Genomic DNA, 25,229 nt, shown 5'->3' on the forward strand with positions numbered 1-25,229 from the left:
CCGGCTAGGCCAGCCCGCGCCGGGCGACGGCGGGCACCCGGTGGCCCGCGATCGCCGAGACCATGTCCAGCACCTGCCGCGTCTCGGCGACCTCGTGCACCCGGTACACCTGCGCCCCCAGCCACGCGGACACGGCCGTCGTCGCCAGCGTGCCCACCAGCCGCTCCTTCACGGGCCGGTCCAGCGTCTCCCCGACGAAGTCCTTGTTGGACAGCGACACCAGCACCGGCCACCCCGTGGCGACCATCTCGTCCAGCCGCCGCGTCGCCTCCAGGCTGTGCCGGGTGTTCTTGCCGAAGTCGTGCCCGGGGTCGATCATGATCGACTCACGGGGCACGCCCAGCGCCAGGGCCCGCTCGGCCAGTCCGACCGTCACCCCGAGGATGTCGGCCATGACGTCGTCGTACTCGACCCGGTGCGGCCGGGTGCGCGGCTCGGCGCCCCCGGCGTGCGTGCACACCAGCCCCGCCCCGTAGCGCGCCGCGACCTCCGCGAGCCCCGGGTCGACCCCGCCCCACGCGTCGTTGAGCAGGTCGGCCCCCGCCTCGCACACGGCCTCGCCGACCTCCGCCCGCCACGTGTCCACGCTGATGATCACGTCCGGGAACCGGCGCCGCACCTCCGCCACGAACCCGACCGTGCGGCGGGCCTCCTCCTCGGCCGTGACCTCCTCGCCCGGCCCCGCCTTGACCCCGCCGATGTCGATGATCGCCGCCCCTTCGGCCACGGCCCGCTCCACGCGCGCGAGGGCCGGCTCGTCGCGGAAGGTGGCGCCCTGGTCGTAGAAGGAGTCCGGGGTCCGGTTCACGATCGCCATGATCACCGGCTCGTGCGGCCCGAATTCCCGCCTGCCCAGCCTGAGCATCCCCTGTGACCTCTCCTGGTACGTCCCGTCTTCCGCCGCCTGCGACCCTAACGGTCGCCGTCGCATGGCACGATCGGAGCCTGACAACATCCGACTCGGAGCAGTACGCGACTCCGATCCGTCCGACGTGGGGGCCCCGCGATGGTTATGTTCCTGTTCCTGGTCGTCGCGCTCGCCGTGGTGGTCGGCGCGGTGACCCTCGCGGTGGTCGGCGGCGGCGAGAACGGCCCGCTGCCCGAGGCCCCGCCCGAGCGGCTGCGGGACCCGCTGCCCCCGGACCGCCCGGTCAGCCGGGCCGACGTGGAGGACCTCCGCTTCCCGCTCGCCGCCCGCGGCTACCGCATGGCCGACGTCGACGACGCCCTCAGCCGCCTGGGCGCCGAGCTCGCCGAACGCGACGCCCGCATCGCCGACCTGGAGTCGGCCCTGGCGGGCGCGCGAGCGGTCTCTTCCCACGGGCCGCTGCACCCCTCCGGCGAGCCCCGCGTGTCCATGGACAAGCCCGCCCCGCGGCAGGAGGACCGGCCGTGAGCGACGGTGCCGCCCTGGCGGGCCCCGACGGCGGGCTGCGCTGCCCCTGGGCCCTGTCCGCCCCGGAGTACGTGGCGTACCACGACGAGGAGTGGGGCCGCGTGGTCCACGGCGACGACGCGCTGTTCGAACGGCTCAGCCTGGAGGCCTTCCAGTCCGGCCTGTCCTGGATCACGATCCTGCGCCGCCGCCCGGGCTTCCGCGCCGCCTTCGCCGACTTCGAGATCGCCGCGGTGGCCGGCTTCACCGACGAGGACCGCGCGCGGCTCCTGGCCGACACCGGCATCATCCGCAACCGGGCCAAGATCGACGCGACCCTCGCCAACGCACGCGTGCTCGCCGACTGGGCCCCGGGCGAGCTGGACGCCCTGATCTGGTCCCACGCCCCGGACCCGGCGGGCCGCCCGGCCCCGAAGACCCTCGCGGACGTCCCGCCGGTCACCCCGGAGTCGACGGCCCTGTCCAAGGCGCTCAAGAAGCGCGGCCTGCGCTTCGTGGGCCCGACGACGGCGTACGCGCTGATGCAGGCGTGCGGCCTGGTCAACGATCACTTGGCACCCTGCGTGGCGAGAAGCGCCTCTTCGGCGGGGCGGGGAACCGCGCGGGCGACCGGCTAGCGCCCGCAGCCCCCGGCGGTGCGGCCGCCCCCGGGCTCACCGGCCCGAATACGTCGGCTTCTCCTTGTCGACGAAGGCCCGCACCGCGGTCGCGTGGTCCTCGGAGGACCCGGCCCGCGTCTGCAGCTCGTCCTCCTTCTCCAGCGTCTCCTCCAGCGAGTGCGTCAGCCCGAACGCCACCGACTCCTTCAGCGCCGCGTACGCAAGTGTCGGCCCCTCGGCCAGAGCCCGCGCCACCTTCTCGGCCTCGGCCCGCAGCTCCCCGGCGGGCACCAGCCGGTTCGCGATCCCGAGCTCGTACGCCTCCCGCGCGCTGATGTTCCGGGGGAAGAGCAGCAGGTCGGCGGCGCGCCCCGGACCGACCACCCGGGGCAGGGTCCAGGAGATCCCCGAGTCCGCGGTCAGCGCGACCCCCGCGAACGACGTGTTGAACGCCGCCGTGTCCGCCACGATCCGGTAGTCCGCCGCGAGCGCGAACCCGAAGCCCGCCCCCGCCGCCACCCCGTTCACCGCGGCGACGACCGGCTTCGCCGCCCCCGCCAGCGCCCGCACGATCGGGTTGTAGTGCTCCCGCACCGTGCTCATCGTCTGCCCCGCACCGGTCTCCCGGTCCGCGGTCAGCAGCCCGATGTGCTCCTTGAGGTCCTGTCCGACGCAGAAGGCCCGGTCACCCGCGGCCGTCAGCAGCACCGCCCGCACCGAGGCGTCGCCCGCCGCGGACCGGACCGCCTCCCGCAGGGCGACCTTGGCCGCCACGTTCAGCGCGTTCATCGCCTCCGGGCGGTTCAGCGTGATCGTCGCGAGTCCGTCGCTCACCTCGTAGAGCACGGTGTCGGCCATGGCGTATCCCCTCCGTGTCGCGGCTCGGGGACGTACCCACTGGTACGTCCCGGTCTGCAGGACAGCATGACGGAGATCACCGGCGGGGAACCGGAGCGGACGTGTGACCTGCGTCAAAGAATTCCCGTCCGGATCCGCTCGGCGGACGTGTGTGCGGGGGCGGAGTATCGCAGTCTCATCGCCGAATTGAGTGGTTTTGCTCGCGTGCGTTGCCCAAGCGATGCCGACCGATGTTGGTCATCGGGTCCTGAGATGCGGGATAATGGCTGGGAAGCAATGTGTTCGATGCCGGTGTCGCGTGTCCTGCCACAAGGAACCGCACGTGTGCCCTTCTCAGGGCCGTCGGCTTTGACTGAGCTGGGTTTCAGGAAGGGGTACGAGCATGGCGGCCATGAAGCCGCGGACGGGTGATGGCCCGCTCGAGGTGACCAAGGAGGGGCGGGGCATCGTCATGCGCGTTCCGCTCGAAGGCGGCGGTCGGCTCGTCGTCGAGCTGACCCCGGACGAGGCCGACGCCCTGGGCGACGCCCTCAAGAAGGTCGTCGGCTGACGCGCACGCGACCATACCCTTTCAGCTGCCCCGGCATCTCATGAGGTGCCGGGGCGGTTGTTTTCTCACCGTCGGATCTCGCCTGCCCCGGCTCGCGCTCCGCTAACCTGCCCGTGGGCTACCGCTTCACCGCGCACAGCAGACCGTCGCCCACCGGCAGCAGGGACGTCACCAGCTCCTGGCTCTCGCGCACCGCGCGCAGCAGCTCCCGCAGCCGCAGCACCTCCGTGGGCTGCGGACCGGAGTCCACCGTCCGGCCGTTGGCGAAGGCGCCCTCGAAGACGACGAGCCCACCGGGGCGCAGCAGACGCAACGATTCAGCGAGGTAGTCCATGACCTCCAGCCGGTCGCCGTCGCAGAAGACCAGGTCGTAGCCGGCGTCCGCGAGGCGGGGCAGCACGTCCAGGGCGCGGCCCGGGATGAAGCGCGCCCGGTTGCTGGCGAAGCCGGAGGCGCGGAAGGCCTGGCGGGCGAACTGCTGGTGCTCGGGCTCGGGGTCCACGGTCGTCAGGACGCCGTCGGGCCGCATGCCGTGCAGCAGGTGGATCCCGGATACACCGCAGCCGGTGCCGATCTCGGCGACGGCCTTCGCGTCGACGGACGCGGCCAGCAACCGCAGCGCGGCGCCCGTGCCGGGCGACACCGAGCGCAGCCCTGCCTCGCGGGCCCGGTCCCGGGCCCAGTGCAGCGCTTCGTCCTCGGCGACATAGGCGTCGGCGAACGCCCAGCTCGTCTGCCGGTTGGCGGTAATGACCCTCTCCTGTCCCCGTGGTTGCCTGGGCGTGACTGTATCCGTTGGGCTCGGGAACCCGCAGATGGGACCGGTCGTTTAGAAGCGTGAGGAAGCGGCGGGGGCCGGGACGGGGGGCGAGCGGTGGATCAGGACGCGGAGCAAGGGGCGACGCAGCAGTACGAGGCGTATCAGCCCAGATCAAATTCTCGTAAAACCGCTTATCCGGTCCTAACGGGCGAGGTGGCTATGGTAGGGGCTCCACTGGACACCACCAGAGCTGACAGGGGAGGTGCGGCTGCGCCTGTGGATCGCGGAGGAGTGTTCCGGCGCTTCCTCGGATCGGCGGGCAGGCCGACATCCGTGAACGACACCGCTGACCACAGCCACGCCGCTGGCTCCGCCCAGACCGCGACCTTCACCACCGACGCGGACGGGCAGGCGTGGACTCCGCCCACGTGGGAGGAGATCGTCAGCACACACAGCGGCCGGGTCTACCGGCTCGCGTACCGCCTCACCGGCAACCAGCACGACGCGGAGGACCTCACCCAGGAGGTCTTCGTCCGCGTCTTCCGCTCCCTGTCGACGTACACGCCGGGCACCTTCGAGGGCTGGCTGCACCGCATCACCACGAACCTGTTCCTGGACATGGTCCGCCGCAAGCAGCGCATCCGCTTCGACGCGCTCGGCGAGGACGCGGCCGAGCGGCTGCCCAGCAAGGAGCCCTCCCCCCAGCAGGTCTTCAACGACGCGCACTTCGACGCGGACGTCCAGCAGGCCCTCGACACCCTCGCCCCCGAGTTCCGCGCCGCGGTCGTCCTGTGCGACATCGAAGGACTGTCGTACGAGGAGATCGCCGCGACCCTCGGCGTCAAGCTCGGCACGGTCCGATCGCGGATCCACCGCGGCCGCTCCCAGCTGCGCAAGGCCCTCGCGCACCGCTCGCCGGAGGCGCGCGCCGAGCGCCGCTCCTTCGTGCCCCGTGTCCCCGCCCTGGGAGGAGGGGGCGCGAGCGCGTGAGCGGATCACGGCCGAAGGGCTCCGAGGGACACCTCGCAGAGCAGCACCTGGGAGACCGACTTTCCGCCCTGGTCGACGGAGAGCTCGGTCATGACGCGCGCGAGCGCGTGCTGGCGCACGTGGCCACCTGCCCGAAGTGCAAGGCGGAGGTGGACGCCCAGCGCCGGCTGAAGAACGTCTTCGCGGAGGCGGCCCCGCCGCCCCCGTCCGAGAGCTTCCTGGCCCGCCTGCAGGGACTGCCCGCGGGCGGCGGCCCGGACGGTGACCCGTCGCCGGGCGGGCCGGGGCTGCCCGGCCGGTTCGGCTCGTCCGGGGCCTACCCGGCCAAGCGGGGCGAGCGGTTCGAGTTCGGGTACGCCCCGTCCCGGCCGCATCTCCAGGCCCTGCCGCCCTCCGCGGGCAGAGGGTTCGCGGCGGGTGAGCGCGGCCTTCCCGCCGACCACCGCGGTCTGCCCCCGGGCAGCCGGGGCTTCCGCATCCACGACGTCGGACGGCACGACCCGGACCGTTCCTCCTCGCGGATGCGGTTCGCCTTCGTGGCCGCCGGAGCGGTGTCCCTGGCCGCGATCGCGCTGGGCGGTGTCACCGTGGGCACGCCGGCCGACACGGAGGCCCGCGGCGGCTCGGGCACGGGAAGCAACGTCACGCCGATGCGCACCCAGGGCACGGGAGCCGCGACCGCTCCCGAGTCCCAGCGCCGCCGCGGCGCGGGACCGCTGCTGGGGCAGGTGCACGGCCAGAACGTGCTCGGCCACACCCCGGTCGCCCCGACCGAGGTGTCCGCGCCGCTGCTCCCCGGTGTACCGCCGCCCGCCTCCGCCCGGCACGGCACCGTGCACGCGCTGACCGCGCCGGTGGTGGCCGGCGCGGCCGCGATGTCCCCGCTCATACGTCCGCTTCAGGCGGCCCCGCCGGCCGCCCTGACGTCCTGGTCGGCGCTGCCCGAGCTCACGGGGCCGCTGCTGGCCGTGCCGCTGCCGGACGCCACCTCGTCCCCCTCGGCCCCCACGTCCTCGCGCACGGCCCGCTGACCGTCCCTGCGCGCCGACCGGCGAACCTGATTGAATCCGGGGTGGCGCCCGCGGCCCGCGCGGGTCCGGGTGCCGATTCGACGAACTGCGGCCACCGCCGACGAGCCGTGCCGCGGCTGTGCTGTGGGGAGAGCATGAACGAGGGGAAGCCCACGAAGGCGAAGTGGTGGGGTCGTCCACGGCCCCAGGACCCCGCGGGGGCGGAGCCGGGAACGGACGGGGGGCCGGGCCGGATGACGGACCCGCCGGACTCCACGGACACCGGGGGAGACTTCGAACTGGCCCGGCCCGAAGCCCGGCGGGACGAGGACGCGGGCGACTACGAGCTGCGGCGCCCCGACGACGTGGTGACGTCCGGGGACGGGCCCGGTGTGCTACGCGCAGCGGGTGCCGGGGAGTCCCCCGGCGCACCCTCCACCGGTACGCAGGCCGAGGGCGGCGCCCCCGCCGCCCCCGCCGTTCCCGCCGACTCCGAGGTCCCGGCGGCCGGGCCGGCGCTGCCCGTCCAGGACGCCCCGAAGCCCCTGCACGACCCCGACCCCTACAGCACCCCGCCTTATGGCGAGCCGGGCCCCTGGGCGCCCGCGCCGCCCGTCCAGCACCCGGCGGCGACACCGGCTCACGGCGTGACGACACCGCCGCCGGCCGTGCGGAGCGCGCCGGGCGCGGGCGCACCGGGGGTCCCGGCACCGCACGACTCGCCGATGACCCCGACGACAGGCGTTCCCGCGCCGGGCGTTCCGGCGTCGGGCGTTCCGGCGTCGGGCGTTCCGGCGTCGGGCGTTGCGGCGCCGGGTCCGGCGGCACCCGCCCCGTACGCGCCGTCGCCCGGCGTCCCGGCACAGGCACCGCCATCCGCGCAGGCGCCGCCACCGGCACATGGGCCGGAGCAGACACCGGCACCGGCACAGGCACCGCTTCCCACGCAGGCACCGCCATCCGCGCAGGCATCGCCACCGGCCCAGGCGCCGTCACCGGCCCAGGCGCCGTCACCGGCACACGGGCCGAAGCAGACACCGGCACCGGCACCGGCGCCGCTTCCCGCGCAGGCGCCGCCACCCGCGCAGGCGCCGTCACCGGCCCACGCTCCACTCCCCGCCCAGGTGCCGTCCGAGGGCACCCCCGTGGCCACGGCCCCGGTTCCGGCCGGTCACATAGAGGCAGCGGCTCAGACGCTCGCCTCCGACCCCTGGCGGCGCTACGACCCCTGGGCGCCCCCCGGGCCCCTCCAGCAGACGGGGGCGCCGGTCCCGAGCACCGAGCAGCGGCGCGAGCGGGGCAGGAAGGCGCTCGTGGCCGGGGCGCTGGTGCTGGCGCTCGTGTCCGGGGGCATCGGCGGGCTCGTGGGGACGTATCTGGAGCGCAACGGCGGTGTCGGGACGGTCGAACTACCCCAGGCCGGGAAGGAGGCCGCCGGGCGGGACGCGGACAGTGTCGCGGGGATCGCCGGACGGGCGCTGCCCAGCGTGGTCACGCTGCACGTGAGCGGCGCCGGCGAGCAGGGCACCGGCACGGGCTTCGTGCTCGACACGCGCGGTCACATCCTCACCAACAACCACGTCGTCCGGCCCGCCGGCACCACCGGCGAGATCACCGTCACGTTCAACGGCGGGGAGACCGCCAAGGCCGAGCTCGTGGGCCGGGACAGCGGCTACGACCTCGCCGTCGTGAAGGTGAGGGGCGTCAGCGGCCTCACCCCGCTGCCCCTCGGCAACTCGGACAACGTGCAGGTCGGCGACCCGGTCGTGGCGATCGGCGCGCCCTTCGACCTGGCCGGCACCGTCACCTCCGGCATCATCAGCGCCAAGCAGCGGCCCATCACGGCCGGTGGCGAGAAGGGCGACGGCAGCGACGTGTCGTACGTCGACGCGCTGCAGACCGACGCGCCCATCAACCCCGGCAACTCCGGCGGTCCCCTGCTCGACTCCCGGGCCCGGGTCATCGGCATCAACTCGGCCATCCGCTCGGCGGGCGACGGCTCCGACCCGGACAGCGGCCAGTCGGGCTCGATAGGCCTCGGGTTCGCCATACCGATCAACCAGGGCAAGCGCGTCGCCGAGGAGCTGATCAACAACGGCAAGGCGACCCACCCGGTCATCGGCATCACCCTGGACATGGACTACACGGGCGACGGCGCCCGCGTCGACACGCGGGGCAGCGACGGAGGACCGCCGGTCACCGCGGGCGGCCCGGGAGCCAGGGCCGGCATCAGGGCGGGCGACGTCATCACCGAGGTCGACGGCCGGCGGATCCACAACGGCGAGGAGCTCATCGTCAAGACCCGGGCGCACCGCCCCGGAGACCGGCTGGAGCTGACCGTTCAGCGCGACGGCGAGGAGCGGACGGTCTCCCTGGTCCTCGGGTCGTCCGGCGGCTGAGTGAGGCACGTGAGGTGCGGCACGCGCGAGGACGTCCCGTCGAGCCCTCCGGGGGACCCATCGGGCAAACAATCGGGAAAGCGCTCCCACTCCACCGACTCGGAGGTCTCGGGACGGTACCGGTCGGACGGGATCGCCGGGTACCGTGGAGCCGGCCCGGACCACGGCAAGACCCGCACCGACACCGAGGGCCGAGGACCGAGGACATCGCAAGGAGCTTCAGGTGTTCAATGACATAGGACCGCTCGAGCTGGTGACGCTCATCGTCCTCGCCGTGCTCGTCTTCGGTCCGGACAAGCTCCCCAAGGTCATCCAGGACGTGACGCGCACGATCCGGAAGATCCGTGAGTTCTCGGAGAGCGCGAAGAACGACATCCGCGAGGAACTCGGCCCGGAGTTCAAGGACTTCGAGTTCGAGGACCTGAACCCGAAGACGTTCATCCGCAAGCAGCTCGACAACGAGGACCTGGGTCTCAAGGAGATCCGCAACGGCTTCGACCTGAAGAAGGAGATGGCCGAGGTCACCGACGCCGTCCACGGCCGTGACCCCGACGCGTCCCCCGCGTCGTCCGCCGGTTCCTCCGGCGGACGCATCGACATGACGAAGAAGCCCGAGACCCCGGGCCGGGACGACCGTCCGCCCTTCGACGCGGACGCCACCTGAGCGACCGGCGCCGGGGTGACGCGCCCCGGCGCGCGTGACGCGTTTCATACTCCGGTCGGGCTGTGTACGGCCTGAACGAGGCGCCCGTGCGGCCCACGCGCCGGGCGGTTTCCCTGCTGCTCGCGGCGGTGTGGCTATGCTGCCGAGTTGTTGTGCGGACCGGTCGAGTACGCCCGAAGGGGGGCGGGCCGCTCGGTTCGACGAGAGCGAGGAGGGCTCGGGCACATGGAGACGACGAGTGGGGCAGTCGCGCAGGCGCCGGCCGCGGAGGGCGGACAACAGGTCCCCTCCGCCCGGCGCAACGTCGACGGCTACCTGCGCGCGCCCTTCCCGTGGTACGGCCTCGACGAGGCGTTCACGGGGCCGCGCTGGCTGATGCAGGTCGGCACGACGGCCGACGGGGCCGTCGAACACGGGTCGATCGGGCACGGGGACGAGCCCACGGTGCGCAACGAGCATGCCGCCGGGGGCGACCAGGAGTCCAAGGAGAAGTTCGCGGTCGTGGTGACCGTGGCGGCGAACCCGTCCCGGCGCAGCGCCGACGGTACGGGGCTGCTGGAGGCCACGTCGGTGTCGTCCGCGGCGTGGCTCGCCGGTGTGGGGCTGCTGTCCTTCACGTGGCCCGGGCAGATGGACCACTCGCTGCGGGACGACTGGCTGGAGCAGCAGACCGAGACGGCGTGGGTGCTGGCCGACGACCTCGACGGGCCGCACTGGTCGACGCTGTCGCTCCCCGTGGACGGCGTGCCGACGGCGTTCCACTACCGGGAGTCGGAGTTCGGCTGGGTGCTCGCCGGGTCCACCGCGGCCGGGGTGCACGTCGGGGCGTACGGCAGGGGCATGAGTGCGTACGGGCTCGGCTTCTCCGTGGTGAAGGACATCGCCGCGTACGCGTGAGTTCCGCGGGGCGCCGGGTTCCGGCGCCCCTTCGCGGCGGCCGGTCGCCGCCGCTGCTCGGTCTAGAACTTGTTCCTCGGGGTGATACCGAGCGACAGGCCCGACAGGCCCCGCTGGCGGCCGCCCAGTTTGCCCGCGATCGCGCGCAGGGCCGAGCCCGCCGGGGAGTCCGGGTCCGTCAGGACCACCGGCTTGCCCTCGTCGCCGCCCTCGCGCAGGCGGACGTCGATCGGGATGCTGCCGAGGACCGGGACGTTCGCGCCGGTCGTGCGGGTCAGGCCGTCGGCGACGACCTGGCCGCCGCCCGTGCCGAAGACGTCGACCATCTCGCCGCAGTGCGGGCAGGGCAGGCCGGACATGTTCTCGACCACGCCGACGATCTTCTGGTGGGTCTGGACGGCGATGGAGCCCGCCCGCTCGGCGACCTCGGCGGCCGCCTGCTGCGGGGTCGTGACGACCAGGATCTCGGCGTTCGGGACGAGCTGGGCCACGGAGATCGCGATGTCGCCGGTGCCGGGCGGCAGGTCCAGGAGCAGGACGTCCAGGTCGCCCCAGTACACGTCCGCCAGGAACTGCTGCAGGGCGCGGTGGAGCATCGGGCCGCGCCAGACGACCGGGGCGTTGCCCGGGGTGAACATGCCGATGGAGATGACCTTCACGCCGTTCGCCGACGGCGGCATGATCATGTTCTCCACCTGGGTGGGACGGCCGTCGGCGCCCAGCATGCGCGGCACGGAGTGGCCGTAGATGTCGGCGTCCACGACACCGACCTTGAGGCCGTCGGCCGCCATCGCGGCGGCCAGGTTGACCGTCACGGACGACTTGCCGACGCCGCCCTTGCCGGAGGCGACCGCGTAGACGCGGGTCAGGCTGCCCGGCTTGGCGAAGGGCACCTCGCGCTCGGTCTGGCCGCCGCGCAGGGCGGACGCCAGCTCGCGGCGCTGCTCGTCGCTCATCACGTCCAGCGTGACGTCGACGCGGGTGACGCCCTCGACGCGGGAGACCGCCTCGGTCACGCGCTGCGTGATCGTGTCCCGCATCGGGCAGCCCGAGACCGTCAGGTACACGGTGACCGCGACCGCCCCGTCCGCGCCGATCTCCACGGATTTGACCATCCCCAGTTCGGTGATGGGCTTGTGGATCTCGGGGTCGTTCACCGTCGCCAGTGCCTCGCGCACCGCGTCTTCCATAGCCATAAGGACGATGGTACGGCGCCGTACCATGGCGTAGGAAAGGCCGTCAGCGGTCGTCTGCGTCACGTCCCCCCGGGCGTTCCGTGGGGAATACGACCGTGTCGTGACGGTGGCCGTTCTGCCGTTCCTCCAGCTCCTTGATCATGTCCTGGAGCTCGGAGCGGATCCAGTCGCGGGTGGCGACCTCGCCCAGGCCGATGCGCAGGGCGGCGACCTCGCGGGTCAGGTACTCGGTGTCGGCGATCGACCGCTCGTTCTGCTTGCGGTCCTGCTCCAGGTTGACCCGGTCCCGGTCGTCCTGCCGGTTCTGGGCGAGCAGGATCAGGGGGGCGGCGTAGGAGGCCTGGAGCGACAGCATCAGGGTCAGGAAGATGAACGGGTACTCGTCGAAGCGCAGGCCGCGCGGGGCGAGGGTGTTCCACGCCACCCACAGGATGATGGCGGCCGTCATCCAGACCAGGAAGCGTCCGGTGCCGAGGAAGCGCGCGATGCGCTCCGACAGCCGCCCGAAGGCCTCCGGGTCGTACTCGGGCAGGATCCGGCGCCGGGGCACGCCCGGCTGGTCGAGGCGGGGGGCACGCGGCCGGGAGGCGGCCGTGGCGCCGGCCGGCGAGCGTTCGCGGGTGCTCTCGCGGTCAGGAACCATTGCCGGCCACCTCCTCCTCGTCCAGGTGGAACTCCGTCTCCCGCCAGTCGTCCGGGAGCATGTGGTCGAGGACGTCGTCCACGGTCACCGCGCCCAGCAGCGACCCGGCCTCGTCCACGACCGGCGCCGCGACCATGTCGTACGTGGCGAAGAAGCCCGCGATGGCCGGCAGGTCGGCCTCCGGGTCGAGCGGCTGCAGGTCGCTGTCCACGATCGAGCTGACCAGCGAGGGTGGTGGCTCGCGCAGCAGGCGCTGGAAGTGGACCGTGCCGAGGTACTTGCCGGTCGGGGTCTCGTCGGGTGGCCGGCAGACGTAGATCTGCGCGGCCAGGGCGGGGGAGAGGTCGGGGTTGCGCACGCGTGCGAGGGCGTCGGCGACGGTGGCGTCGGGGCGCAGCACGATCGGCTCGGTGGTCATCAGACCGCCCGCGGTGCGCTCCTCGTACGACATCAGGCGCCGCATGTCGGCCGCGTCGCCCGGCTGCATCAGGCTCAGCAGCCGCTCCTGCTCGTCCGTCGGCAGCTCGCCCAGCAGGTCGGCCGCGTCGTCCGGGTCCATGGCCTCCAGGACGTCGGCGGCCCGCTCCTGCTTCAGCTTGCCGAGGATCTCGATCTGGTCGTCCTCGGGCAGCTCCTCCAGGACGTCGGCCAGCCGGTCGTCGTCCAGGGCGGCGGCGACCTCGGCGCGGCGCTTGGGGGAGAGGTGGTGCAGGACGTTGGCGAGGTCGGCCGCGCGCAGCTGCTCGAACGTGGCGAGCAGGTTCTCGGCGCCCTGCCCCTGCTCCTCCAGGGAGAAACCGCTGACGGCGGTCCACTCCACGGTCAGTGCCTCGCCCTTGGCGCGCCGGAACGCCCCGCCCTTCCTGCCCTTGCGGACGAAGACCCGGTCGATCTCCCACTCCCGCCGGGCCGGCAGCTGATGCACCGACAGGTCCAGGACGGTGACCTCCTCGCCGGTCTCGGTGAGCGTCACGCGCCGGTCCAGCAGCTCCCCGAACACCAGCCGCTCGGTGGGCCGCTGCTCGAAGCGGCGGACGTTGAGCACGCCGGTGGTGATGACCTGGCCGGACTGGATGGCCGTGACCCGGGTCATGGGCAGGAAGATGCGGCGGCGGGTGGCGAGTTCGACGACGAGGCCGAGCAGCCTCGGCGGTCGCTGCCCCACCCGCAGCATGACGACGAGATCGCGGACACGGCCCACCTGGTCGCCGGCGGGGTCGAAGACGGCGATGCCGGAGAGGTGCGAGACGAAGATCCGGGGGGCGCCCGCTGCCATGGCCGCGGCTCCTTTGCGTACGGGGTGGTTCCTGATGCCTGTGGGACTGCCTGACGTCGTGCCTGTCTTTGTAGCTGTCTCTTCCGAATTGCCCGCTCGGATGGGCTTCAGGCTAGCCCGTCCCGATCGGGACCGCGTCGGCGGGCGGTCCGGACGGACTGGCTCCGACCTGCCCGCACGTCCCCGGTACCCTGCGGTACGCCGTTCAGGTCTCCCGTCAGAGAGGCAGCCCCACCTGTGACTCCGATTCGCCAGAGCCGTAGCCGCGGTGCCGCACTCGCGACCGCGACGTGCGCACTGCTCGTGACGGGAACGGTGCTGACGGGCTGCGCGGAGGATCCCAACGAGGGCACCAACGGGGTGGGCAGACTGCCCGCCGCCAAGATCCAGAGCAAGACCCGCGCGGCCGCCGAGAACGCCGGTGCGGTCCGGGTGCACGGCAGCGTCGTCAGCGGCGGGCGGAACTACGCGCTCGACATGCGGCTGAAGGACGACGGCGGCGACGGCTCGGTCACCACCAGGGGCACGACCTTCAAGCTGCTGCGCGTCGGCGAGGAGCTCTTCGTCAAGGCGGACGCGGACTTCTGGAGTCACGGCGGCGGCGAGGGCGGGGCGGACGCGGCGGCGGCCTCCAAGCTCGGCGGCAAGTTCGTGAAGGTGCCGCAGGGCGACCCGGCGTACAAGAAGTTCAGCGGGTTCACGGACAAGTCACTCCTCCTCGACGGTCTGCTGACCCTGCACGGCACGCTCGCCACGGACGGGCACGACGAGCAGGCGGGGGTGCGCACCATCCGCATCACCGGCGACAAGGGCTCCGGCGGCACCCTGGAGGTCTCCCTGGAGGGCAAGCCGTATCCCCTGCGCCTGGAGCGGGCGGGCGGCGCGGGCACGCTCACGTTCTCCGCCTGGGGCGAGGACTTCCCCCTTCGGGAGCCGGAGCGGAACGAGACGGTGGACTACGGCCGACAGCTGCCGGCGTCCTAGGCGGTCCGGGCCGTCAGGCCCGTTTGCGCTTCTTCCCCAGCAGCAGGCGGGGCAGGCCGGCCGGCACCGGGCGGCGGGTGGTCGCCGGGGTCGGCAGCGGCGGCTCGGACAGGGAACCGTCGGGCAGGGGCGCCGTCGCCCCGGTCGGTTCCAGGCGCAGCACCCGGCACTCGCGGGCCCACCGGCCGGGCACGGCCTCGCCGTCGGGCGCGTTCAACCGCTTGCCCTTCAGCTCGCCGACGGCCGCCTCCCAGGCCTCGGAACCCGGGGCGAGCTGCACGACCCGCGCCGACCAGGAGACCAGCCGGCCCCCCTTGTCCTTGCTGCGGACCGTCACCCGGGCCTCGGCCCCGTCGGCCAGACCCGGCAGCGGCTGCTCGCCGGGCCCGTCGCCGACCAGGCAGGCGGCGCCCTCGTGCCACACGTGCCAGAGCGCGCGCGCCGGGCCCTCGGGGCCCTGGACCCAGATGAGGCCGGACTTCTTCGTGGCCTCCTCGACGAGGGCCTGGTCGAGCAGCTCGCTTGTCATGGGCGCCAGCCTATCCACGCCGCTCACAGCCAGCCGTTCCGCTTCAGCGTGCGGTGGATGCCCAGGCAGATGACCACCGTGATGCCCATGATCGCCGGGTAGCCGTACCGCCACTGCAGCTCCGGCATGTGGTCGAAGTTCATGCCGTAGACCCCGCACACCATCGTCGGCACGGCGATGATCGCGGCCCACGAGGTGATCTTCCGCATGTCCTCGTTCTGGGCCACGGACGCCTGCGCGAGGTTGGCCTGGAGGATGGAGTTGAGCAGTTCGTCGAAGCCGAGGACCTGCTCCTGGACCCGGGCGAGGTGGTCGGCGACGTCCCGGAAGTACTTCTGGATGTCCGGGTCGATCAGCCGCATCGGCCGTTCGCTCAGCAACTGCATGGGACGCATCAGCGGCGACACGGCCCGCTTGAACTCCAGTACCTCGCGCTTGAGTTGGTAGATCCGGCCGGCGTCCGAACCGCGCGGTGAGCCCTTGCGGCCGGGGGAGAAGACGTCGGTCTCCACCTCGTCGATGTCGTCCTGCACGGCGTCGGCGACGGCGATGTAGCCGTCGACGACGTGGTCGGCGATGGCGTGCAGCACGGCCGAGGGGCCCTTGGCCAGCAGCTCGGGGTCGTCCTGCAGCCGGTGGCGCAGGGCCCGCAGCGAGCCCTTGCCGCCGTGCCGGACGGTGATGAAGAAGTCCCGACCGGTGAAGCACATGACCTCGCCGGACTCCACGACCTCGCTGTTGGCGTCGAGCCGGTCGTGCTCCACGTAGTGGATGGTCTTGAAGACCGTGAACAGCGAGTCGTCGTAGCGCTCCAGCTTGGGCCGCTGGTGGGCCTGGACGGCGTCCTCCACGGCCAGCGGGTGCAGGCCGAACTCGCTGGCGATGCCGGCGAATTCGTCCTCCGTCGGCTCGTGCAGGCCGATCCACACGAAACCCCCGTCGCGGCGCGCCACGCGCACCGCCTCCTGCGGGGTCATCGGGGCGTCGGTCTCGACGCGGCGGCCGTCGCGGTAGACGGCGCAGTCGACGACGGCGGAGGTCGTCGCGGGGCTGCGGGTGGTGTCGTACGGACCGCTGTCCTTGCGCAGCGACACGCGGGACGGGCGGACGACGGCACGCAGGTCGCGGATCATCGACATGGCGGGCTCCTTCGCGACAGGCAACGAGAAGGCGCCGGACCCGACAGGTGGAACTACCCGGAATGAGGACGTCGGTGCTGAGGATGTTTGGCACGTCCACAAAGCGGGGAGCACCGCACCGTCGCGGTGGCGAGTCTCGTTACTGATTCAGCTACTGAGGCAGATCAGGCACAGCGAAACGAAGCGCTCTTCCGCGTGGAGCGAGTGCGAGAGGTGGCGACCAGCCAGAGCCAGAACAGCTACGTCAGCGGCGGGAAGAGCGTGGTGCTACTGCACGGTCGACTTCGGTCCATTGCAGTCCCACCTCCTCCGGCCGGTCCCTCGTAAGGGAGTTCCTTCGGCGTCGGGGCTTGATCGCGACTCCCCCAGAGCTTTAGGAGCCTGGGGGGACCCCCATCTGCGCGCTGCCCCGAACCACCGGGCAAGAGTATCAGCCGCCCGGCGTGTCAAGGCGCTTGTCTGCCCGCTGCCGACGAGTTCTATGCTCGCCGCATGGCAGATGTTCTCCCTCTGGTCGAGGCCCGGTTGCGTACGGCACTGGGTGAGCCGGACGCGCGCGCGGCCGTCACCTTCCTGGGCACGGACCGCATCGAGGTGCTCCGCTTCCAGGAGGGCGACATCGTCCGCTACGCCACGCTGGGCATGTCCGCGCACCCCATGACGGACCCGACGGCGGTGGTCGCCGACCCCGTGAAGGGTCCGCGCGCGGAGCTGGTCCTCTCGGTCCGCGCCGGCCGCGCCGACACCGGCAAGGTGCTCCGCCCGCTCGCCGTGCTGGCCGCTTCGCCGCAGGTGGAAGGGCTGGTCGTGGCGCCCGGCGCCTCCCTCGACGTCGGTGAGCCGCTGTGGCCCGGCGCCGCCTTCACCTCGGTCCTGGTCGCGGAGCCGGGCGGCCTCGTCGAGGACCTGGAGCTCGACGAGCCCCTCGACCCGGTGCGGTTCCTGCCGCTGCTGCCGATGACGCCGAACGAGGCCGCCTGGAAGCGGGTGCACGGCGCGCAGGCGCTGCGCGAGCGGTGGCTGAACCACGGGACGGACCTGCGGGACCCGTCGCGCAGTTCCGTCCCGCTGGAGTGAGCAAGCTCACCAACGCCGGGGCCATGAGCTTCAGTTGGCGAGGACAGTGTTGCCGTTCTCGGCCGCGTGCCGGGACTCCGGGTCCTCGGCCTGGTGCGTGAGCGCCTTCCGCCGCACGAGCACCACGAGCGCGCCCACGACCGCGGTGACGGCCGCCACCGCGAACGGGACGTGCGCGTCGGTCCACTCCTCGATCTTCGGCGCGAAGTACGGGGCGGCCGCCGCCGCGAACCAGCGGACGAAGTTGTACCCGGCGCTCGCCACCGGGCGGGGCGCGTCCGAGACGCCGAGGGCCAGCTCGGTGTAGACGGTGTTGTTCACGCCGATGAAGGCGCCGGACAGGACCGTGCAGACGACGGCCGCGGCGTGGGAGCCGTAGCCGAGCACGAGCACGTCGGCCGCGAGCAGCACCAGCGAACCGCCGAGCACCGTCAGCGAGCCGAACCGCCGCTGCAGGCGGGGTGCCACGATCACCGAGAACACGGCGAGCAGCACGCCCCAGGCGAAGAACACCGCGCCCGACCGGTACGGGCTCATGTCCAGCACGAACGGCGTGAAGGCCAGCACGGTGAAGAACGTGTAGTTGTAGAAGAACGCCGAGACCGCCGCGGAGGCGAGGCCGCCGTGGCCGAGGGCCCTGAGCGGGTCCAGCAGCGAGATCCTGCGGGCGGGCCTCGGCTGCTCCTTCAGGAACACCGCGATGCACAGGAAGGCGACGGCCATCAGGAAGGCCGTGCCGAAGAACGGGTAGCGCCAGCTGGCGTCGCCGAGCAGGGCGCCGAGCAGCGGGCCGCAGGCCATGCCCAGGCCGAGGGCCGACTCGTAGAGCAGGATCGCCGCGGCGCTGCCGCCGGCCGCCGCGCCGACGATCACGGCCAGGGCGGTGGAGACGAACAGCGCGTTGCCGAGGCCCCAGCCCGCCCGGAACCCGACCAGCTCGCCGACCGACCCGGAGGTGCCGGACAGTCCGGCGAAGACGACCACGAACGCCAGGCCGAGCAGCAGTGTCGTGCGGCCGCCGAGGCGGCTGGAGACGAACCCGGTCACCAGCATCGCCACGGCCGTGATCAGGAAGTACGAGGTGAAGAGCAAGGAGACCTGGCCGGCTGTGGCGTCCAGGCCCCGGGCGATGGACGGCAGGATCGGGTCGACCAGCCCGATGCCCATGAAGGCGACGACCGACGCACCGGCGGTCGCCCACACGGACCTGGGCTGCTTCAGCGGTCCGCCCGAGCCGGCGTCGAAGGGGTCCATGCGTGCTCCCTTTCCGGGACGGAGATAGTTGGTATATACACACAATAAGTTAGCTAGCCTAATTAATGCAAGGGGCATCTGATGTGGCCGGTGAAGGGTTCCGTCCGGATGGGTGATCGTCCTTGACGCGGCGGGGCGGGGGTAGGACCGTGGGGCCCTATGAGGGGCGAACCCAGTTGCCCGAAGTGCGGTGGCCGGGTCAGGGCTCCCGGCCTCTTCTCCGACTCGTGGCAGTGCGATGTGCACGGCACCGTCCATCCGGTGCAGCCCGTGATACCGCCCGGTGTCGACGCCCTCAACGTCGTGGTGCACCGGGCCAGGGTGCCCGTGTGGATGCCGTGGCCGCTGCCGGTCGGGTGGCTGTTCACGGGCGTGGCCTGCGCGGGGGACGACCGTACGGGCGGTCGTGCGACGGCCGTCGCCTGTACGGGCCCCGGGCCGCTCGGCGGGATGGGCGAGCTGATCCTCGTCGCCGAGGAACTGGGCGTCGGACTCGGCGCGCGGTACGCGGGGATGGACGGACCGGACCCCGGGCCGTACATGGACGTCGGGAAGCCGGCTCAGGCGAAGGTGCTGGCCGCGGGGCGGCCGACGCCCCTCTGGCACGTCTCCGGGGCGCCCGACGACCGGGCCGTGTTCGCCGGCGAGGCGCTCGGGATGTGGCTGTGGGCCGTGGTGTGGCCGGAGCAGTCGGGGCTGCTGATGTACGACGAGCTCGTGCTGGCGGACCTGCGGGAGGCCGGAGCCGAGGTCGAGCTGGTGCCCTGCGGCGCCCTGTCGCCGCGGCTGCTGGCCCCGTAGTGACGCGACTGTAGGGGGCGCGGGGCGGTTTCGGGTGTGACAGTGGGCGTCGGAAATGCGGTTATCCTTGAGCAGCCCTGTCCGTGTCGTCCGTGTCTGGAGTCCGCGTCGTGCGTATCGACCTGCACACCCACTCCACCGCCTCCGACGGTACGGACACGCCGGCCGAGCTGGTGCGCAAGGCCGCGGCGGCCGGACTGGACGTCGTCGCGCTCACCGACCACGACACCACGCGCGGGCACGCCGAGGCGATCGCCGCGCTGCCGCCGGGGCTGACGCTGGTCACCGGGGCCGAGCTCTCCTGCCGGCTCGACGGCATCAGCATGCACATGCTGGCCTACCTCTTCGACCCGGAGGAGCCGGCGCTGCTCGCCGAGCGGGAGCTGGTGCGGGACGACCGGGTGCCCCGGGCGCAGGGCATGATCGCCAAACTCCAGGAGCTGGGCGTGCCCGTGACCTGGGAGCAGGTCGCGCGGATCGCCGGTGACGGGTCCGTCGGGCGGCCGCACGTGGCGAGCGCGCTCGTGGAGCTGGGTGTCGTGCCGACCGTGAACGACGCCTTCACACAGGACTGGCTGGCCGACGGCGGCCGGGTCTTCGTCGAGAAGCACGAGACCGACCCGTTCGAGGCGATCCGGCTGATCAAGGGCGCGGGCGGGGTCGCGGTGTTCGCGCACCCCGGGGCCAGCAAGCGGGGCCGGACCGTGCCGGAGGCCGCGATCGCCGAGATGGCGGCGGCCGGGCTGGACGGCATCGAGGTCGATCACATGGACCACGACGCGGAGACGCGGGCGCGGTTGCGGGGGCTGGCCAAGGAGTCCGGGCTCCTGGTGACCGGGTCCTCGGACTACCACGGCAGCCGGAAGAACTGCGTGCTCGGGGAGTACACGACGGATCCCGAGGTGTACGGCGAGATCACGCGACGGGCGTTCGGGGCCTTCCCCGTGCCCGGGGCCGGCGGGGCCGTCTGAGGTTCCTCCCGCTCACGTCCCCTTTCCCGGCACTCGGGCGCTGTCGCCGTGCCGTGCTCCGCCGCTCCCCTCACACCGCAAGGCCATCACGCTCATGTTCGACCTCGCCGTCTTCGGCTCCCTCTTCCTGACCCTCTTCGTCATCATGGACCCCCCGGGGATCACCCCGATCTTCCTCGCGCTCACGGCCGGGCGGCCCGGGAAGGTGCAGAAGCGGATGGCCTTCCAGGCCGTCTGCGTCGCCGGCGGTGTGATCACCGTGTTCGGGCTGCTCGGGCACCAGATCCTGAACTACCTGCACGTCTCCGTGCCCGCGCTGATGATCGCCGGCGGGCTGCTGCTCCTGCTGATCGCGCTCGACCTGCTCACCGGGAAGACCGACGAGCCGAAGCAGACCAAGGACGTCAACGTCGCGCTGGTGCCGCTGGGCATGCCGCTGCTGGCCGGTCCGGGAGCCATCGTGTCGGTCATCCTCGCCGTGCAGAAGGCCCACACCGTCACCGCGCAGGTGTCCGTGTGGACGGCGATCCTCGCCATCCACGTCGTGCTGTGGCTGGTGATGCGCTACTCGCTGGTGATCATCCGGATCATCAAGGACGGCGGAGTGGTCCTGGTGACGCGGCTCGCGGGCATGATGCTCTCCGCCATCGCCGTGCAGCAGATCATCAACGGCGTCACGCAGGTGGTCCAGGGGAGCTGAGGTCAGCCGCCGCCCGTGAGGACCGAGCCGATCGGGCCGGCCGCCTCCACGTGGGAGAGGTACTCGTCCATCCGGTGCGCGCGGTCCCGCCCGTTGGCGACGGGCGGCTGGGAGAGCTTGCCCCAGCGCTCGTCGTCCAGGGGGCAGCCGATGGCCACCCCGTCGGTGGGGCACCAGACGTTGACCCAGTCGCGGACCCGGGGCGGCCGGTGCGGGCCGCGGGCCAGCAGCCGCTCGTTGACGCCGTCCAGGCCGAGCGGGCTGCCCGCGGTGACCAGCAGGACGGGGTCGAGCCCCCCGGGCAGCCGGGTCAGCAGGTCCATGCCGACGACCGTGCCCAGACTGTGCGTGACCAGCACGAGTTCACCGGTCGCGGGCATCGTCTCCAGGACGCTGTCGAGCACGGCCTGCCGCACGGCACCGTCGCCGAGGTACAGGTCGACGTCCCGCAGGAACGTGGCGATGGTCCACTCGTCCAGGTCGGACCGGGCGGCGAGCCAGCTCAGCGGCCGGTGCAGGGTGCCGACCAGGCCCGCTCCGAAGCCCTCGGTGGCCTCCGGAGCGCCCTGGGGCATGCCGGCCCGGGCGGCCGCCTCGTGGATCAGCCGCTCGTAGGAGCCCGCGGGGGACTCGGCGGCGAAGACCTCGGCGGCAGCGGCGACGCCGAGCCGGTCGCGGCCGACGGACTCGGCCGGGCTCTCCAGACCGCTCACCAGGTCGTGCAGGCGCGTGCCGTAGAAGGGGAACCACACGTCCTGCGGGTCCAGCGGGGGCAGTGAGGCGAGGGTGAGGCCGTGGTTGAGACCCGCGGTCCAGATCAGGCGGAGGTCCACGGGTTCCTTCTCGTGCTGGTCCCTGCCGTGCAGGAAGACCAGGTGCCTGCGGCCGCCGAAGGCGGTGCTCCGGGCGCGCAGGCCGGTCCTCGGTCCCGCCGCCCGGGGTCTTGCCGTTCCGCTCTCCCGCGCGGCCGGGGCCCCCGGGGGTGCGGCGCCCGACGCGGCGGGCGCGCCGGTCTGCGCGCCGACGGCCGGGGTGAGCGGCGGTGCGGGTGCGACGACCGTGCTCCGGTCCAGTCCGGAGTCCGGGCCCATCTCGGCGAGCAGGGCCCGGCGCCCGGGGTCGAGGTCCAGCCCGGCCAGGTGCTTCAGGATGGAGCTGATCCGGACGCCCTCGTTGGCGACCCAGTCGATCGCGTCGTCGCCGTCGCCGCGCTCCCAGGGCCGGCCGTCCCTGCGCAGGACGCGTCCCTGGCCGTCCTTCTTCGGCACTCCGCTGTGGTGCAGGGCCACGACCTCCCACTGGTCGTTGAAGACGGGGGAGCCCGAGTTCCCGGGCCGGGTGTCGGTCCGGTAGTGGACGAAGTCGTCGAGCCGCACCAGCACGGCGTTGTCGCGCAGCGCGATCTCCTTCAGGCGCCCGTCCGGGTGGCCGATGATGTTGACCCTCTCGCCGAGGACCAGTTTGCCGATCTGCACGCTCAGCCGGTTCCAGCCGAAGCTCTCCCCGGGCGGGCGGCCGTCCCGGGCGGGCGCGAGGGCCACCAGGGCGAAGTCGAGCCGCCGGTCAGCGGCGAAGAACGTCCCGGGGTCGAACTCCACGCGGACGACGGTGTCGGGCTGGTTGTCGACCGTGACCTGGGCGTTGAACTCCGCGAAGCAGTGGCGCGAAAAGTCCGCGTCGGGCAGCACATGGTGGTTGGTCATCATCAGCCGCGGCGACACCATGAAGCCCGTGCCGTGCGGGAGCTCGCGGCCGTCCCGGCGCAGGGTGATCCGGGCGACCGTGGTCCCGGCCCTGACCCCGTGCGGCAGGAAGCTCCAGGCCTGCAGCTCGTTGGACAGGTCGATGATGCGCTCGTTGGCGTCGGGCAGGTCCATGGCCTCCCGGTGGATGTCCGCCACCACCGCCGAGGCCGACAGACCGCCCCGGTCGAGGATCCGGTCCGCGCGGACGGCGAGCGCGTCCGGGGCGTCGGGAAAGCGCACCCCGGCCGCCATCCGGCTCTCCACCCGCTCGCGCTCGGGGGACGACTCCTCGTACCGCCGCGCGGCCTCGGCCACCGCCTGCTCGTGCAGCTCCGCGTTCGACCGGCCCGTCACCGCCATGCGGACCACCGTCCCGTTCTCGCTCTCGACGTGCCTTGCAGCCAGTACGCCCCCGGCCACGGAGGCCCGCAACAGCACAGCCCCCGCTCGGCCGGTGCCGGGCGGGGGCTGCGACGTGTGGGAGAGCCGCGCGTTATGAGGCCGTGGTCTCGGCCGGGCGGATCCACAGGCGCTGCCCGATGGCGGCGGCCTGCTGCACGATGCGATTGACGGAGGCGGCATCCACGACGGTCGTGTCCACAGGCGTGCCGTCCACGTCGTCGAGTCGCATGATTTCGAAGCGCAAGGGCTTCTCCCTTCGTCTGGTCATCCTCCTGAGGAGAACTACTTGAGTGGCGGCCCACCGGCTGCGGTGCTCGGTGTTCCGTATGGGTCAACAGAGATGCACGGGTCAAACATTCCCTACGCTAAGGAAAATTTTCGAACGTCTAATTACTGAGCTGTAAGAGTGTCGTTACGGGACCGACCGGGACCAGTTGTGTTCGCAGCGTGACCGCCGGGACAATGGAAGTGATGAACGACGACCTCGCGGCCCTCAGTGCCCGCATCGACCGCACCAACGAGCTGCTCCAGCGCATGCTCGCCGAGGTGGCGAAGACACCCTCGACCCACGCGATCTTCGTCGACGCGGGATACCTGTACGCGGCCGCGGGGCGCCTGGTGGCGGGCACGGAGGACCGCCGCGCCTTCGACCTGGACGCCGAGGGCCTGATCGACGCGCTCATCGACCGGGCCCGCACGGTCTTCGCGGACAGCCGCCTGCTGCGCGTCTACTGGTACGACGGCGCCCGCCGCCGCATCCACACCGCCGAGCAGCAGACCATCGCCGAGCTGCCGGACGTCAAGGTCCGGCTGGGCAACCTGAACGCCAACAACCAGCAGAAGGGCGTCGACTCCCTCATCCGCACCGACCTGGAGTCCCTCGCCCGCCACCGCGCCATCAGCGACGCGGCCCTGCTCGGCGGCGACGAGGACCTGGTGTCGGCGGTGGAGGCGGCCCAGGGCTACGGCGCCCGCGTCCACCTCTGGGGCATCGAGGCACCGGAGGGCCGCAACCAGGCGGAGCCGCTCCTGTGGGAGGTCGACAGCCAGCGCACGCTCGACCTCGACTTCTTCAAGCCGTACGTCTCCCGCCGCGTGGCCCCGGCCCACGAGACGGGAGCCGGCCGGCCCAGCCGCGAGGACGTGCGGTTCGTCGGCGCCCAGATCTCGGCGAAGTGGCTGGCCTCGCGGGGCCGGGACTCACTGGTGGAACTGCTGCCCGGGCACCCCTATCTGCCGGGCTCGGTCGACCAGGACCTGCTCGTGGAGGCGGAGGGCCTGCTGCAGTACTCGCTGCGCGGGCAGGCCGATCTGCGGCGGGCCCTGCGGGACGGCTTCTGGGAGCACCTGCAGACGCAGTACTAGGACCTGGCGTTTCGGCCGGGGCGCGGGCAAGGGGCGGTGCTGTCCCGGTGCCGGTGAGCGTGCCGGACCACGCGTGTGCGGCGTGATCCGGACGACGGACGCTAGCCGCCGGTCGCGCGGGTGCGGTCCCAGAAGTCGGCGAGGGCCCGGGCCGTCGCCAGGGGCTGGTCCGCGTTGGGGGAGTGCTCGGCTCCCGCGACCACCGTGCGGTGCGCGCCCAGCCGCACGGCCATGTCGTCCAGGATCGCCACCGGCCAGGTGTCGTCGCGTTCGCCCGACAGGACGTGGAACGGCAGCGGCACCGCGGCGAGTTCGTCGACACGGTCCGGTTCGGTGCACAACTGACGGCCCGTGGCGAGCAGTTGGGCCGGCCTGTTGCCCAGCCAGCGGCGGCGCAACTGGTCCTGGCCGCCGAGGCCCCGGGCCGGCCCACCGACCTCCTCCGGCGGCCCCATCGCCCGGATGGCCTCCCACACCTTCTCCATCGACAGCACGGCGAGCGCGTCCCGGAGCAGCTTCACCCGCTGCTGCTGGGACACGGAGATCTCCGCCGGGCCGGAGGACATCAGGGTGAAGGACAGGAAGGGCGAGTGGTCGAGCAGCACGGCGGCACGGGCGATCTGCCCGCCGAGCGAATGCCCGACGAGGTGCACGGGCACGCCGAGCGCCTCGGCCTGCGCCAGCACGTCCCTCGCCAACTCGGGCTGGGCGTAGGCGGATTCGTCGTCGGCCGGGCCGTCCGACTCGTGCTGTCCGCGACCGTCCACGGCGACGAGCCGGTATCCCCTCGCCGCGAGCGGCTCGTGCAGCAGCCGGAAGTCCTCCTTGCTCCCGGTGAACCCCGGCAGCATCAGCACGACCCCCCTGACCTCCGTTCCCGGCTCCGGCGACGAGTCGACGACGGCGAACTGCCCCCGGGCCGTGCGCAGGGCGTACGCGCGGGCGCCCGGGGGCGGCGGGAAGGCGGGGTGGCTGGTCACGGGGGTGAGGGTAGCGGGTGGGGAGCCGGCAGCGGCTGCGCGCC

General features: G+C 72.7%; 26 protein-coding genes. 14 read left to right on the forward strand and 12 right to left on the reverse strand.

The window, feature by feature from the left end; translation table 11 throughout:
• Nucleotides 1-4: 4 nt before the first annotated feature.
• On the reverse strand, nucleotides 5-865 hold the full coding sequence (gene folP, locus AC07DA_RS15315) for a dihydropteroate synthase (protein ID WP_479128232.1): 861 nt from the start codon (nucleotides 863-865) through the stop codon (nucleotides 5-7).
• Nucleotides 866-1,006: 141 nt separating this feature from the next.
• On the opposite strand from folP, the gene AC07DA_RS15320 reads away from it, so the two are divergent.
• Together AC07DA_RS15320 and AC07DA_RS15325 are read left to right on the forward strand one after the other, a co-directional pair.
• Nucleotides 1,007-1,396 carry a DivIVA domain-containing protein gene (locus tag AC07DA_RS15320; RefSeq protein WP_479128234.1) on the forward strand — a complete coding sequence of 130 codons (390 nt, stop codon included), beginning with the start codon at nucleotides 1,007-1,009 and terminating at the stop codon, nucleotides 1,394-1,396.
• Nucleotides 1,393-2,013 carry a DNA-3-methyladenine glycosylase I gene (locus tag AC07DA_RS15325; protein WP_479128236.1) on the forward strand — a complete coding sequence of 207 codons (621 nt, stop codon included), beginning with the start codon at nucleotides 1,393-1,395 and terminating at the stop codon, nucleotides 2,011-2,013. Before AC07DA_RS15320 ends, AC07DA_RS15325 begins: the two co-directional genes overlap by 4 nt.
• Nucleotides 2,014-2,049: 36 nt before the next feature.
• Here the strand turns inward: AC07DA_RS15325 and chcB are convergent, their stop codons facing one another.
• Nucleotides 2,050-2,853 carry a 2-cyclohexenylcarbonyl CoA isomerase gene (gene chcB, locus AC07DA_RS15330; RefSeq protein ID WP_479128238.1) on the reverse strand — a complete coding sequence of 268 codons (804 nt, stop codon included), beginning with the start codon at nucleotides 2,851-2,853 and terminating at the stop codon, nucleotides 2,050-2,052.
• Nucleotides 2,854-3,235: 382 nt separating this feature from the next.
• Here chcB and AC07DA_RS15335 point away from each other — a divergent pair, with 382 nt between their 5' ends.
• A complete protein-coding gene (locus tag AC07DA_RS15335; RefSeq protein ID WP_003966491.1) occupies nucleotides 3,236-3,403 on the forward strand; it encodes a DUF3117 domain-containing protein in 168 nt (55 codons plus the stop codon).
• 118 nt (nucleotides 3,404-3,521) lie between these two features.
• Here the strand turns inward: AC07DA_RS15335 and AC07DA_RS15340 are convergent, their stop codons facing one another.
• The gene (locus AC07DA_RS15340; RefSeq protein WP_479128400.1) at nucleotides 3,522-4,220 is read right to left on the reverse strand and encodes an O-methyltransferase; all 699 of its coding nucleotides are present in this window, start codon (nucleotides 4,218-4,220) and stop codon (nucleotides 3,522-3,524) included.
• A 234-nt stretch (nucleotides 4,221-4,454) separates the two neighbouring features.
• On the opposite strand from AC07DA_RS15340, the gene sigE reads away from it, so the two are divergent.
• From sigE to AC07DA_RS15365, 5 genes are all read left to right on the forward strand, one after another.
• On the forward strand, nucleotides 4,455-5,153 hold the full coding sequence (gene sigE / locus AC07DA_RS15345; RefSeq protein WP_479128402.1) for an RNA polymerase sigma factor SigE: 699 nt from the start codon (nucleotides 4,455-4,457) through the stop codon (nucleotides 5,151-5,153).
• 68 nt (nucleotides 5,154-5,221) lie between these two features.
• Nucleotides 5,222-6,184 (forward strand): anti-sigma factor family protein, encoded by a 963-nt coding sequence (locus AC07DA_RS15350; RefSeq protein WP_479128404.1) that lies wholly within the window; start codon nucleotides 5,222-5,224, stop codon nucleotides 6,182-6,184.
• 704 nt (nucleotides 6,185-6,888) lie between these two features.
• On the forward strand, nucleotides 6,889-8,562 hold the full coding sequence (locus tag AC07DA_RS15355) for a S1C family serine protease (protein WP_479128240.1): 1,674 nt from the start codon (nucleotides 6,889-6,891) through the stop codon (nucleotides 8,560-8,562).
• A gap of 223 nt (nucleotides 8,563-8,785) precedes the next feature.
• Nucleotides 8,786-9,226, forward strand: a complete 441-nt coding sequence (locus AC07DA_RS15360; RefSeq protein WP_479128242.1) for a sec-independent translocase — start codon at nucleotides 8,786-8,788, stop codon at nucleotides 9,224-9,226.
• 225 nt (nucleotides 9,227-9,451) lie between these two features.
• On the forward strand, nucleotides 9,452-10,123 hold the full coding sequence (locus AC07DA_RS15365; protein WP_479128244.1) for a hypothetical protein: 672 nt from the start codon (nucleotides 9,452-9,454) through the stop codon (nucleotides 10,121-10,123).
• A gap of 62 nt (nucleotides 10,124-10,185) precedes the next feature.
• On the opposite strand, the gene AC07DA_RS15370 is transcribed toward AC07DA_RS15365, so the two are convergent.
• Genes AC07DA_RS15370 through AC07DA_RS15380 form a run of 3 tightly spaced genes read right to left on the reverse strand, consistent with a single transcriptional unit; the run spans nucleotide 10,186 to nucleotide 13,238 of the window.
• Entirely contained in the window at nucleotides 10,186-11,319 is a 1,134-nt protein-coding gene (locus AC07DA_RS15370) for an Mrp/NBP35 family ATP-binding protein (RefSeq protein ID WP_479128246.1), read from the reverse strand.
• A 43-nt stretch (nucleotides 11,320-11,362) separates the two neighbouring features.
• Nucleotides 11,363-11,962: a DUF1003 domain-containing protein gene (locus AC07DA_RS15375; RefSeq protein ID WP_479128248.1), complete on the reverse strand. Its 600-nt coding sequence runs from the start codon at nucleotides 11,960-11,962 to the stop codon at nucleotides 11,363-11,365.
• Complete coding sequence (locus AC07DA_RS15380) at nucleotides 11,952-13,238, reverse strand: magnesium transporter MgtE N-terminal domain-containing protein (protein ID WP_479128250.1); 1,287 nt, start codon at nucleotides 13,236-13,238, stop codon at nucleotides 11,952-11,954. Before AC07DA_RS15380 ends, AC07DA_RS15375 begins: the two co-directional genes overlap by 11 nt.
• 237 nt (nucleotides 13,239-13,475) lie before the next feature.
• Here AC07DA_RS15380 and AC07DA_RS15385 point away from each other — a divergent pair, with 237 nt between their 5' ends.
• Nucleotides 13,476-14,222: a hypothetical protein gene (locus tag AC07DA_RS15385; RefSeq protein WP_479128252.1), complete on the forward strand. Its 747-nt coding sequence runs from the start codon at nucleotides 13,476-13,478 to the stop codon at nucleotides 14,220-14,222.
• A 13-nt stretch (nucleotides 14,223-14,235) separates the two neighbouring features.
• On the opposite strand, the gene AC07DA_RS15390 is transcribed toward AC07DA_RS15385, so the two are convergent.
• Together AC07DA_RS15390 and AC07DA_RS15395 are read right to left on the reverse strand one after the other, a co-directional pair.
• Nucleotides 14,236-14,751, reverse strand: a complete 516-nt coding sequence (locus tag AC07DA_RS15390; RefSeq protein WP_479128254.1) for a hypothetical protein — start codon at nucleotides 14,749-14,751, stop codon at nucleotides 14,236-14,238.
• 23 nt (nucleotides 14,752-14,774) lie between these two features.
• A complete protein-coding gene (locus tag AC07DA_RS15395; RefSeq protein ID WP_479128256.1) occupies nucleotides 14,775-15,890 on the reverse strand; it encodes a magnesium and cobalt transport protein CorA in 1,116 nt (371 codons plus the stop codon).
• Between the two features lie 492 nt (nucleotides 15,891-16,382).
• On the opposite strand from AC07DA_RS15395, the gene AC07DA_RS15400 reads away from it, so the two are divergent.
• Nucleotides 16,383-16,967 carry a suppressor of fused domain protein gene (locus AC07DA_RS15400; RefSeq protein ID WP_479128258.1) on the forward strand — a complete coding sequence of 195 codons (585 nt, stop codon included), beginning with the start codon at nucleotides 16,383-16,385 and terminating at the stop codon, nucleotides 16,965-16,967.
• A 30-nt stretch (nucleotides 16,968-16,997) separates the two neighbouring features.
• On the opposite strand, the gene AC07DA_RS15405 is transcribed toward AC07DA_RS15400, so the two are convergent.
• Nucleotides 16,998-18,221: an MFS transporter gene (locus AC07DA_RS15405; protein WP_479128260.1), complete on the reverse strand. Its 1,224-nt coding sequence runs from the start codon at nucleotides 18,219-18,221 to the stop codon at nucleotides 16,998-17,000.
• Between the two features lie 159 nt (nucleotides 18,222-18,380).
• On the opposite strand from AC07DA_RS15405, the gene AC07DA_RS15410 reads away from it, so the two are divergent.
• The 3 genes from AC07DA_RS15410 to AC07DA_RS15420 all read left to right on the forward strand — a co-directional run bounded on the left by AC07DA_RS15410 (nucleotide 18,381) and on the right by AC07DA_RS15420 (nucleotide 20,693).
• Nucleotides 18,381-19,022, forward strand: coding sequence for a DUF6758 family protein (locus AC07DA_RS15410; RefSeq protein ID WP_479128262.1), 642 nt, complete (start codon nucleotides 18,381-18,383; stop codon nucleotides 19,020-19,022).
• Nucleotides 19,023-19,132: 110 nt separating this feature from the next.
• Nucleotides 19,133-19,993 carry a PHP domain-containing protein gene (locus AC07DA_RS15415; RefSeq protein WP_479128265.1) on the forward strand — a complete coding sequence of 287 codons (861 nt, stop codon included), beginning with the start codon at nucleotides 19,133-19,135 and terminating at the stop codon, nucleotides 19,991-19,993.
• Between the two features lie 94 nt (nucleotides 19,994-20,087).
• A complete protein-coding gene (locus AC07DA_RS15420; RefSeq protein WP_094057443.1) occupies nucleotides 20,088-20,693 on the forward strand; it encodes a MarC family protein in 606 nt (201 codons plus the stop codon).
• A 2-nt stretch (nucleotides 20,694-20,695) separates the two neighbouring features.
• Here the strand turns inward: AC07DA_RS15420 and AC07DA_RS15425 are convergent, their stop codons facing one another.
• Complete coding sequence (locus AC07DA_RS15425; RefSeq protein WP_479128267.1) at nucleotides 20,696-22,798, reverse strand: trypsin-like serine peptidase; 2,103 nt, start codon at nucleotides 22,796-22,798, stop codon at nucleotides 20,696-20,698.
• Nucleotides 22,799-22,931: 133 nt separating this feature from the next.
• Entirely contained in the window at nucleotides 22,932-23,084 is a 153-nt protein-coding gene (locus tag AC07DA_RS15430; protein WP_094057445.1) for a hypothetical protein, read from the reverse strand.
• A 227-nt stretch (nucleotides 23,085-23,311) separates the two neighbouring features.
• Between AC07DA_RS15430 and AC07DA_RS15435 the strand changes: the two genes are divergently transcribed.
• A complete protein-coding gene (locus AC07DA_RS15435; RefSeq protein WP_479128270.1) occupies nucleotides 23,312-24,205 on the forward strand; it encodes an NYN domain-containing protein in 894 nt (297 codons plus the stop codon).
• 101 nt (nucleotides 24,206-24,306) lie between these two features.
• Here AC07DA_RS15435 and AC07DA_RS15440 read toward each other — a convergent pair whose 3' ends face one another.
• Nucleotides 24,307-25,185, reverse strand: coding sequence for an alpha/beta fold hydrolase (locus tag AC07DA_RS15440; RefSeq protein ID WP_479128272.1), 879 nt, complete (start codon nucleotides 25,183-25,185; stop codon nucleotides 24,307-24,309).
• Nucleotides 25,186-25,229 lie beyond the last annotated feature (44 nt).

Source organism: Streptomyces sp. NPDC044921 (assembly GCF_056432865.1).